Origin of the sequence: Siccirubricoccus soli (assembly GCF_024178315.1) — a bacterium.
In the GTDB taxonomy this organism is placed as follows: Bacteria; Pseudomonadota; Alphaproteobacteria; order Acetobacterales; family Acetobacteraceae; genus Siccirubricoccus; species Siccirubricoccus soli.
Genome location: NZ_JAMZIK010000088.1, coordinates 1 through 10,069 on the forward strand (window position 1 = coordinate 1; position 10,069 = coordinate 10,069).

11 protein-coding genes are annotated in these 10,069 nt (G+C 71.6%); 3 read left to right on the forward strand and 8 right to left on the reverse strand.

What is annotated here, in order from left to right:
* Positions 1–79: 79 nt before the first annotated feature.
* Positions 80–778, reverse strand: coding sequence for a GntR family transcriptional regulator (locus NJ376_RS14360; RefSeq protein ID WP_252953965.1), 699 nt, complete (start codon positions 776–778; stop codon positions 80–82).
* A 273-nt stretch (positions 779–1,051) separates the two neighbouring features.
* Here NJ376_RS14360 and NJ376_RS14365 point away from each other — a divergent pair, with 273 nt between their 5' ends.
* The 3 genes from NJ376_RS14365 (at position 1,052) to NJ376_RS14375 (ending at position 3,887) form a co-directional block, all read left to right on the forward strand.
* Positions 1,052–1,927, forward strand: coding sequence for an MBL fold metallo-hydrolase (locus NJ376_RS14365; protein WP_252953966.1), 876 nt, complete (start codon positions 1,052–1,054; stop codon positions 1,925–1,927).
* A gap of 117 nt (positions 1,928–2,044) precedes the next feature.
* On the forward strand, positions 2,045–2,593 hold the full coding sequence (locus NJ376_RS14370) for a carboxymuconolactone decarboxylase family protein (protein WP_252953967.1): 549 nt from the start codon (positions 2,045–2,047) through the stop codon (positions 2,591–2,593).
* Positions 2,594–2,696: 103 nt separating this feature from the next.
* Positions 2,697–3,887, forward strand: a complete 1,191-nt coding sequence (locus NJ376_RS14375; RefSeq protein ID WP_252953968.1) for a pyridoxal-phosphate-dependent aminotransferase family protein — start codon at positions 2,697–2,699, stop codon at positions 3,885–3,887.
* 59 nt (positions 3,888–3,946) lie between these two features.
* Here the strand turns inward: NJ376_RS14375 and NJ376_RS14380 are convergent, their stop codons facing one another.
* From NJ376_RS14380 to rsfS, 7 genes are all read right to left on the reverse strand, one after another.
* Complete coding sequence (locus NJ376_RS14380; protein ID WP_252953969.1) at positions 3,947–5,245, reverse strand: hypothetical protein; 1,299 nt, start codon at positions 5,243–5,245, stop codon at positions 3,947–3,949.
* A 7-nt stretch (positions 5,246–5,252) separates the two neighbouring features.
* Positions 5,253–6,056, reverse strand: a complete 804-nt coding sequence (locus NJ376_RS14385; RefSeq protein WP_252953971.1) for an SDR family NAD(P)-dependent oxidoreductase — start codon at positions 6,054–6,056, stop codon at positions 5,253–5,255.
* Between the two features lie 195 nt (positions 6,057–6,251).
* The gene (locus NJ376_RS14390) at positions 6,252–6,929 is read right to left on the reverse strand and encodes an alpha/beta hydrolase (RefSeq protein ID WP_252953972.1); all 678 of its coding nucleotides are present in this window, start codon (positions 6,927–6,929) and stop codon (positions 6,252–6,254) included.
* Between the two features lie 193 nt (positions 6,930–7,122).
* The gene (locus tag NJ376_RS14395; RefSeq protein ID WP_252953973.1) at positions 7,123–7,971 is read right to left on the reverse strand and encodes an ion transporter; all 849 of its coding nucleotides are present in this window, start codon (positions 7,969–7,971) and stop codon (positions 7,123–7,125) included.
* A gap of 55 nt (positions 7,972–8,026) precedes the next feature.
* On the reverse strand, positions 8,027–8,710 hold the full coding sequence (locus NJ376_RS14400) for an NnrU family protein (RefSeq protein ID WP_252953975.1): 684 nt from the start codon (positions 8,708–8,710) through the stop codon (positions 8,027–8,029).
* Positions 8,711–9,134: 424 nt separating this feature from the next.
* On the reverse strand, positions 9,135–9,602 hold the full coding sequence (locus NJ376_RS14405) for a 23S rRNA (pseudouridine(1915)-N(3))-methyltransferase RlmH (RefSeq protein WP_252953976.1): 468 nt from the start codon (positions 9,600–9,602) through the stop codon (positions 9,135–9,137).
* 19 nt (positions 9,603–9,621) lie between these two features.
* The coding region (gene rsfS, locus NJ376_RS14410) for a ribosome silencing factor (protein WP_252953977.1) at positions 9,622–10,069 on the reverse strand (448 nt) is incomplete at its 5' end.

The following is a 10,069-nucleotide window of genomic DNA, read 5'->3' on the forward strand; positions in this document are numbered from 1 at the left end:
ATTCACCGAAAGCGCTCTACACCTTTGTTTGCAGAGCAGATTCACGCCTTCGGGCGATGCCACCCTACGGCGATCTGCTCTAGCCACTCACCAGGGCGGCGCCGGCTTCCTGGAGGATGATCTGCTCGGTGAGGCGGATTTGCGTGGAGACGCCCTCGATCAGCGTCCTCGCATCGCGCGCCAGCGCGGCTTCCAGCAGCGGGCGATGGGTGCCGTATTCCGAGGGCATCTCCGGATTCAGGCGCCGGGCCCAGGCGCTGTAGCGCGCGGTGCGCTGGCACAGCAGGGCCCGCATCGCCAGCAGGGTGGGGGAACCGGCGGCGGCCGCCAGCCCCTCATGGAAAGCCATGTGACGCACCTGCCAGGCCGGGTCCCGACGCTGCACCGGGTCGTGCCCCGGCCCCTCCTCCAGCGCTTCGTAGAGGCGTTGCAGCTCCGCCTCCCATTCCGGCCCGCCGCGCGCCACCGACCGGGCCAGCAGCTCCGCTTCGATGAAGATGCGGGTGTCGATCACATCCTCCAGCTCGTGGCGGGAGACGGGGGCGACGCGGAAGCCGCGCTGCCCTTCCGCCACCACCAGGCTTTCCTGCACCAGATGCGCCAGGGCTTCCCGCAGGGTGCTGAAGCTGACGCCGTAGGAACTGCGCAGGCTCTCGAATCGCAGGCGCTGGCCGGGTTCCAGCCGCGCCTCCACGATATCGGCGCGCAGGCGGTGGAGCACGTCGGAGGCGAGAGTCCGGCCGACGAGTTCATCGGCGGCGGGAGGGTGCAGCTTCACGACAATCGGCCAGGATGCTCGTGTAGAGATCCTGGCATTCTGACATGCCATCGAAATTTCTCAAGTGATTCCGCAGGGCTCCATGTAAAAAGCGGCGCGGGATGCCAAGGCCGGGCCTTGTTTACATGAACCTTACGCGGTCGCCGGAACCGGCAGCGGGAGCCGGCGGCGAGTTCCGGCTCCCCGGCGACGGGCCATTGCCTCCTCCGCATTTTCCGCCGAGGCTCGGCCGCGAGGCGCCCCGCCGGCGCCGGCAATCGGGGGACAGGCCGCATGCAGCCGCTACGGATCGGCGACGTCACGATCACCAGCATCATCGAGCGGGATGGCCCATGGCGCCGCCCGGCCGACATGTTCCCCGCCTATGACCCGCAGACCGGCGAGCGGCACCTGCAGACCCTGGACCCGGTGGTCTTCGACCCCGCCTCGGGCCGCATGGTCATCACCTACCAGACCTTCGTGGTCCGCACGCCGAAGCACACCATCCTGGTCGATACCTGCACCGGCGAGGACAAGGGCTACCCCGCGCCCATGGATTTCCCGAAGCAGCCCTGGCTGGATGGGTTCAAGGCGGCGGGGCTGAGCTTCGAGGCGGTCGACTACGTCTTCTGCACTCATCTGCACATCGACCATTGCGGCTGGAACACCCGGCTGGTGGATGGACGCTGGGTGCCGACCTTCCCGAACGCCAAATACGTATTCCACAAGGGCGAGTACGCCGCCTGGGAGGAAGCGACGCGGCGCGGCGCGCAGCCGCCCGGCAATGTCTGGCGCTTCAATTGCGAGCCCGTCGTCGCCGCCGGCCAGGCGCTGCTGGTGGATGACGATTTCGCCCTGGACGACACGGTCTGGCTGCAGAGGACACCGGGCCACTCGCCCTGCCATTGCTGCGTCAACATCGCCTCGAAGGGCCAGCGCGCCGTCGTCACCGGCGACCTGATGCACCATGCGTTGCAGATCCGGGAGCCGGACTGGTCCACGGTGTTCGACTGGGACCCGAAGGAGGCTGCTTCCTCCCGCCGCGCCTTCCTGGAGGAGGTGGCAGAGACGCCGACGCTGGTGCTGCCCATCCATTTCCCGAACCCCACGGCCGGCCGCATCAAGGGCGGCGCCCAGGGCTTCGACTGGGCCTATCAACGGCCCGCCTGACCGCCGGGGCGGGACGGGCGGGCGCCGCTCACCCGCCTGCGCCATCTGTTGGTCGCCCGAAGCACGCCGCTCGGCGAGCTCGCCACAAGCGATCGCGCCTAACCACGGAGGAAACCCATGGCCCGCGTTCCGTACCTCACCGCCGCCGATCTGGCGCCTGAGGACAAGCCGCTGCTCGCCCGCGACATCACCCTGCACAAGGCGCTGGTGAACAACCCCGCCGCCGCCCGCGCCTTCTCCGGCCTCGGCAGCTATCTGCGCCACGGCACCACGCTGGACGCCCGGCTCAGGGAACTCGCCATCCTGCAGGTGGGCTGGCTGGCCCGCTCCCCCTACGAGTGGTCGCATCACATCAAGATCGGCTACGATTTCGGCGTCACCGATGCGGATATCGAGGCGCTGATCGCCGAGAGCCGCGGCGAGGCGACGGCGCTGGATCCCACGGCGCGGCTGGTGCTGAAGGCGGCGCGGGAGGTTTATGCCGGGCCGGGCATCCATTACGAGACCTTCGCCGCGCTGCGCACCGTGCTGGACAACGCCGCTATCGTGGACCTGGTGGTGACCGCCAGCTTCTACTGCGCCGTGGTGCGGGTGCTCGCCTCGCTCGAGATCGATGTCGAGGAGAGCTACATGCCGTATTTGAAGAAGTACCCCTTCCCGGTGTAGCAGAAGCCCGGGCCCGCCGCGGCGAAGGGGCATGGCGGGCCGGCGGGCCGGGCCCTGCCCCCGTCCCGGCCGGCCCCAATGGACCAAGGACGGACCAGACGCCATGAGCACCACCGAGCCCGCGAGGAAGCCGCGCGGCCGCCAATTCTTCGCCAATCCGGGCCCGACCAACATCCCGGATTCCGTGCTGCTGGCCACGGCGCACCAGACCGTCGATTTCAACGACCCGAATTTCATCGCGGTCTATGAGGCCTGCGTCGCCGGGCTGAAGCGCGTGCTGAAGACGCAGCAGGAGATCTTCCTCTACACCGGCTCCGGCCACGCCGCCTGGGAAGCCAGCCTGGTGAACCTGCTCTCCCCGGGCGACCGGATCCTCATCCTCGAGAGCGGCTATTTCTCCCTTTCCTGGGCCGCCATGGCGCAGGATCTGGGGCTCGCGGTGCAGAGCGTCGCCGCCGACTGGCGCCGCGGCGTCGATCTCGCCGCGCTGCGGGAGGCGCTGGCGGCCGACAAGGGCCACGGCATCAAGGCCGTCTGCGTGGTGCACAACGAGACGGCGACGGGGATGATGATCCCGCTGCCCGAGGTGCGCGCGGCGCTGGACGCCACCGGCCATCCCGCGCTGTTCCTGGCGGACACCATCTCCTCCCTCGGCAGCCTCGACTTCCGCATGGATGAATGGGGCATCGATGCCTGCGTCGGCGGCAGCCAGAAGGGGCTGATGCTGCCCACCGGCATGAGCTTCACGGGCGTCTCCGCCAAGGGGATGGCGGCGCATGCCGCCTCGACGCTGCCGAAGCACTACTTCAACTGGACCAACATGCTGAAGCGGCCGCATCGCAGCTTCGTCGGCACCATCCCGGTCAGCCTGTTCTACGGGCTGCAGGAATCGCTGCGGCTGATCGAGCAGGAGGAGGGGCTGGAGAATGTCTTCGCCCGCCATACCCGGCTGGCGAAGGCGGTGCGCGCGGCGGTGCAGCACTGGTCCGGCAACAACGGCCCGCAGCTCTTCTGCCTGAACCCCGCACGCTACTCGGACAGCGTGACGGCGATCCTGATGCCGGAAGGCTATGACGCGGATGCGCTGCGCGCCGTGGCGCTGCAGAAGTTCAACCTCTCGCTCGGCGGCGGCCTCGGACCACTCGGCGGCAAGGTGTTCCGCATCGGCCATCTGGGCGACCTGAACGAGCCGATGATCCTCGGCACGCTGGCGACGGTGGAGCTGGCGATGAAGACGGCCGGCGTGCCGCATACGCCGGGCGGCGTGCAGGCGGCGATCGAAGCTCTGGCATAGCGGTCGGGGGCTCCGCCTCCCCACGCCCCCCGGCAGAGGGCTCTGCCCCCTGCCCGGGGCTACGGGGGTGGAGCCCCCGCCACCGGCACCCTCCCCGCCGGCCGTCTCGCCCGCAGCAGCGCCGCCGCCCGTTCCGGCTGCCCCGCCAGCAGGCAGGCGCGCAGCAGGGTGAACTCCACCAGATCCATCTGCGCCCGGCTGCCGCCGATCCGGTCGCGCTCCGCCACCACCGGCGCCAGCGCCTCCACCGCAGCGGCGAAATCCTGCTGCGCGAAGGCGGCGAAGCCAGCGGCACAGGCCGGCAGCACCGCGCCGGAGGGGTAGCGCCCTGCCGCCTCCAGCGCCCGCACCTCCGCCACCCAGGCCCCCAGCTTCGCACCATCCCCGGCCATGGCCTCGGCCAGTGCCACATGCAGATCGGCGAAGGCGAAGCCCGGGCGGGGGAACATGGCGCGGGCGAAGCGCAGCATCGCGGCCCAGGCCTCCGCCGGCCGGGCCTGCCCCGCCAGCTCCCAGCGCAGCAGGAAGGAGACGCCATCGGTCAGCTTCAGCCGCAGCGGCCCGGTATGGCCGGCCGGACCGCAGCTTGCCAGGTAGGTGTCCCAGGCGGCGGCGAAATCCCCCGCCGCCAGCTCCCCCAGCGCCTGGTGCCAGGCGAGGTGGGAGTGAAGCGTCCCCTCCCGCGCATAACCCGGCAGCCAGCCGCGCAGGAAGCTGATCGCCTCCGCCACCTCGCCGCTCTCGTAGCAGATATGCGCCAGCGCATGGGCGCCCCAGGCGTGGTCTGGCCGCGCCGCCAGCGAGGCTTCCACCTTCGGCCGCGCCTCCACCATGCGCCCGGCCTCGGAGAGCGCCATGCCATGCATGGCGCCGAACCACCAATCGTCGCCGTAATGCAGCGCGAGCCCATCCATCAGCCCGATGAGGTAGTCATGCCGGTCGGCCCGGCCGGAGCTGCCGATCAGGCCGTTCGGGGTGATGGCCGTGTCCAGCACCAGCGCATCGCGCGGGAAGTCCCGCATGTGCTCGGGCAAGGCCGCCAGCGCCGCCGCGCCCTGGCCGCGGAGGAACAGGCCGAAATAGCCGATATGCCGCCGCTCCCGCTCGGTGGCATGGGCGGCCAGCGCTTCCGCCGACGCGAGGTGGCGCGGCACCGCGGCCAGGTCGCCTTCCCGCAGCGCGGCATGGGCGCGCGCCGCATGCGCCATGGCGAAGCCGGGATCGGCGGCGATGGCGCGGCCGAAGGCATCCGCCGCCCCCGGCCAATGCGTCACCAGCAGGTCGTTGCCCTCGCGGAAGGCCTCGGCCGCCGCGGCGGAGGCGGTGGAGAGGCCCAGGCCGAGCCGATCCTGCTCCATCGCGCCCTCACCCGCTCGGCAGCGCCGCGATCGCCGTCGCGCCGGCATCCACGGGAACGATGGCGCCGGTCATCCAGCGGCTGTTGCCGCTGCAGAGGAAGGCGACGGCGGCGCCGACATCCCAGCCGCTGCCCTCCACCTGCAGGATGCTGCGCCGCCGCCGCCGCTCGCGCTCCTCGGCGGACATCCCCTTGGCCTGCACCATCGGCGTGTAGACCATGCCGGGGCAGACGCAGTTCACCCGGATGCGGTCCTTCGCATGATGCACCGCCATGGCGCGCGTCATGTTCACCACCGCGCCCTTGCTCGTCGGGTAGAGCAGCGAGGGATGGCCGCCCTTCAGCCCGGCGACCGAGCCGATATTGACGATGGCGCCACCGCCGGCCGCGCGCATGGCCGGCACGGCATACTTCGCCATCAGCATCATGGAGGTGACATTCACCAGCAGGCCATGCGCCCATTCCTCCGGGTCCACCTCCTCCGCCGTGCCCTTCGGGCCGCTGATGCCGACATTGTTCACCAGCGCATCCAGCCGGCCCCAGCGTCCGGTGGCGGCGGCGACGATGGCGGCGCAATCCTCGGGCTTCGTGACATCGCCAGTGACAGTGAGGGCCTCGCCGCCCTCCTCGGCGATCATCCGCCGCGTCTCCTCCGCCCATTCCGGCACGGCATCCGCCAGCACCAGCTTCGCTCCGGCACGCGCCAGCAGGATGGCGGCGGCGCGGCCATTCCCCACCCCCTCGCCCGGCCGCGACCCCGCGCCGGTGACGATCGCGACCTTGCCTTTCAGATCCGCGCTGATGCCCTGCATGGCGTTCCCTCCTGTATCGGGGCAGCCTCGCATCCGCGGCCGGGGCGCTCAACCCCGCGGCCGGCGCGGCGCGCCTCCGAAGCCTGCCGCCGCCCGGCGGCCCTCCGCGGCTTGGCCCAGGAGGGCCGTGCAGGGCCTCGGGCGGCCAGCGAATCGGGAGCCGCGCGCAGCCGCGCCGCGGTCACGCGGGCGTCGTCACGCCGTCGCCATGAGGAGGGCGAGGGCCGTCACCGCCATTTCCTCCGGCACCTCGTGCCCGCCCTCGAATTCGCGCGAGATCACGGTGTAGCCGTAGCGGCGGAGCTGCGGCACCAGCTTGCGGCTGCAGCGCTCGATGGGCAGCACCGGGTCGGCGGTGCCGTGGCTGAAGAAGAAGCGCGGCTTGCCCTCCAGATGCAGCGGCGCGGCGAAGCCCGGGGAGAAGGCGAGCACATGGCGGAACAGCTCGCCATTCATCAGCCCGAGGGAGAGGGCGTAGGAAGCGCCGTCGGAGAAACCGGCCACGGCGATCCGGGCAGGGTCCACCGGCCACTCGGCCAGGATGCGGGCGAGCGCCGCATCCAGTCGCGCCACATCCGGCCCGTAGCCGTCCAGCAGCACGTCCCAGGTGGGGCCGAGGCTTTCCGGCAGCATCACCAGGGCGGAATCGGCGATGGGGGCGATGCGGCGGAGCGCCCGCATGGCATCCCCGGTCGCGCCATGCAGCATGACGATCAGCGGCAGGGGCGCGGGGAGGCTTTCCGGCGGCACGCGCAGCTTGCCGTCCCGCCCCTCCCCCTGGCCCAGCGGATGCAGGCCGGGCGGCAAGGGGCGCCGGGCCCCCGGCGCGGGTGGGGTCGGCCGGGCGAGCAGCCTTGCATCCTCATGGCTCATGCCGGCAGGGCCTCCGCGCAGGTCGGGCGGCCACCCTCGTCCGCCCTGGACCGTGATCGGTTAAGGTCGAATCGACCGAAACCGTGAACCACGCGACCAAAATAACGGCCAGGGCGGGATTGGGTGAGCAAAGCCAGCCAACCACGCTCCAGACCCCCCGGGCAAGGCGTTTCCGGCCGGCCGGCGCCGCGGCTCAGCCCTTGCCGAGGCCCGCTTCGCGCAGCGCCGCCACCTCCGCGCGCAGCGCCCGGATCTCCCGCAGCAGCACCGCCTGGTCGGCCTGGGCCTCGGCCCGCGCCTCAGCGGCCACAGTGGTCTCCCGCTCCGCCTTCAGGGTCGAGATGCTGTCCACGATGACGCCGATGAAGAGGTTCAGCACCACGAAGGTGGCCACCAGGATGAAGGGGATGACGAAGAGCCAGGCCCAGGGCTGCTTCTCCGCCAGCGGGAAGGCGATGTCGCTCGGCCAGCCCTCCAGCGTCATGAGCTGGAAGAGCGAGAGCAGGCTGTCGCCGAAGGTGCCGAAGCGCTCCGGCAGGTCGGCGCCGAAGAGCTGCGTCGTCATCACCGCGCAGACATAGAAGAGCAGCAGCATCAGCGCGACGATGCTGGCCATGCCCGGGATGGAGGCGAGCATCGCCTCCACCACCACGCGCAGCGAGGGGACGAGGCTGACCAGGCGGAGGATGCGGAGCACCCGCAGCACCCGCAGCACGGCGAAGGGGCCGGCGGCCGGCACCCAGGCGATGGCGACGACGACCAGGTCGAACAGCCCCCAGGGGTCCTGGAAGAAGCGGCCGCGGAAGGCGTAGATGCGCAGCGCGATCTCCAGGGTGAAGACGGCGAGCAGGGCGTGGTCCAGCGCCCCGATTGGGCCGCCCCAGCCGGCCATCAGGCTCGGCCAGGTCTCGAGCCCGAGGATGACGGCGTTGAGCCCGATAAGGGAGAGGATCAGCGTCTGGAAGCCCGGCGAGGCGACGAGCTGCGCGACGCGGGCACGCGATGAGCCGTCCGCATCCGCGGTGGTGACGATTTCCTGCATGGTTCCTGCCCGGTCTTTCTTCTGGGTCCTCAATGACCGCGTTCGCGCCCGCCGATCAAGAGGCTGCGAGCAGGACCGGCGCGCCGAACAGGCGAGGATGCAGGTGCAGGATCGCGGCCCAGGCGAGCAGGCCGAGCAGCGGGGCAAGCCAGCCGATCTCGCGGAGGGCCAGACGGTTGCGGCCAGCCAGGATGGCGCCGAAGGGCAGGATGGAGGTGGCGGCGACGAGCGGCGCCCAGGCCTCCGGCGCACGCCGGGCCAGCTTGGCGTCAAGCGAGGGCATGCCAGCCAGGACGGTCAGCAGCAGGGTGCCGAAGAAGAGCAGGCTGGCCGTATCCCCATTGGCGATGAGGTGGAGGGTGGCCCAGAGGCCGATGGCGCAGAGCATGGGGTGGCGGGTGACGCGCTGGATGCCGCGGGCCGCGCCGGCGCGCAGGCCACCGCCGCCGATGGCGGTGGGGTTGGGCGCGGTGAGCGAGGCGGCGAAGAGGATGAAGGCCGGGAGCATGGCGAAGGCCAGCACCCAGCGCAGCCAGCCAGGCGCGGACCACAGCGGCAGGGTTTCCGCTCGGCGCCAGGCGAGGATCAGCAGCGCCAGGGCGGCGGCGGAGGCGAGCGAGAAGCCGATGCGGAAGCCGGCCTCGCCGAGGCGCGCAGCGACCGGGTCCCGCAGGCGCGTGCCGGCGAGGCCGAGATGGAGGCCGAGCCAGAGCAGGGCGGCGAGCAGCAGGAGGAGCATCGGCGCAGCCTAGAGCAGATCGCCGTAGGGCGGCATCGCCCGAAGGCGTGAATCTGCTCTGCAAACAAAGGCGTAGAGCGTTTTCGGTGAACGCATGCCAACCGAAAACGCTCTAGCAAACCGGAGCGGGGAAGCGTCACTGCTTCCACGCCGCGCTGCGGCGCAGCCCGGGACGCGCTGCGCGGACGCCCGGATGACCGACCGTGCCCGGCCATGCGGCGGGAGGTAACGCCTCCGGCGCATGATCGCCGGCCGGCGCGACAGGCCCCCTTGACGTCGAACTCGGCCATTAGCAACCGCCATGGCGCTTTTCGCGTGCCAAGGCTGCGGCTCCGGCCTCGAGGTGCCAACGGCACCACAACCCTGGCCAGGGCGCGCTCGCCGGAGCCGGGCGCACCGGGGTGCGCGAGCACGGAGCGCCCCCTCAGCCCGGGCGCCAAGCGCGGTGATAGGGATGCCCGGTGCGGATGGCCTGCACCCGGTACCATTGCTCCGCCAGCAGCCCCCGCACCAGGAAATGCGGCCAGGTCAGCGGGCCGAGCGACAGGCGATGATCCGCCCGGGCCAGCACGGTGGGGTCCAGCCCCTCCGCCCCGCCGATCAGGAAGCAGAGCGGTCGGCCCGTTGCCTCCCAGCGCGCCGCCAGCGCCGCCAGCGCCTCGGACTCCGGCGCCACCCCGCCAAGGTCGAGCGCCACGGCGAAGGCGGCCTCCGGCAGGGCGCCCAGCAGGGCGGCGCCCTCACGCCGGCGGATCTCGCCGGCGCTGCCCTGGGCCTCCGGCAGTTCCGTCACCGCGAAGGGCGGGCGCAGCCGGGCATTGTACTGGGCGAAGAGCGCCGCCTCAGGCCCAGCCTTCAGCCGGCCGATGGCGATGAGGCGGGGCGGCTTCACCCCGCGCCGCCCTCGCGCCTCATGCCCCGCCGCTGCCCTCGCCCACCGGCGAATCCGGGCCCCACATGCGCTCCAGCGCATACATCGCCCGCGCTTCCGGCTTGAACAGATGCACCACCAGGTCGCCGGCATCGATCAGCACCCAGTCGGGCGAGGCCTGGATGGCGTTGCGGCTGAGCTTCAGCCCCAGCTTCTCCAGCGCCTCCTCCAGATGCTGCGCCATGGCCTGGATCTGCCGGTCCGCGAGGCCGGTGGCGATGATCATCCGGTCGGTGAAGCTGGCGCGGCCGGTGACGTCCAGCACCAGCACATCCTCGGCCTTGTCATCCTCCAGGCTCTGCCGCGCCGCCGCCACCAGCGCGTCCAGCCGCGCCGGCTCCACCTTGGGTCGGCGCGGGCGGCGGGCCTTCGGCTCGGCGTCCGGGCCCGCCGCCACCTGGCGCTGGCGCGGCGTCACCGGCGCGGCG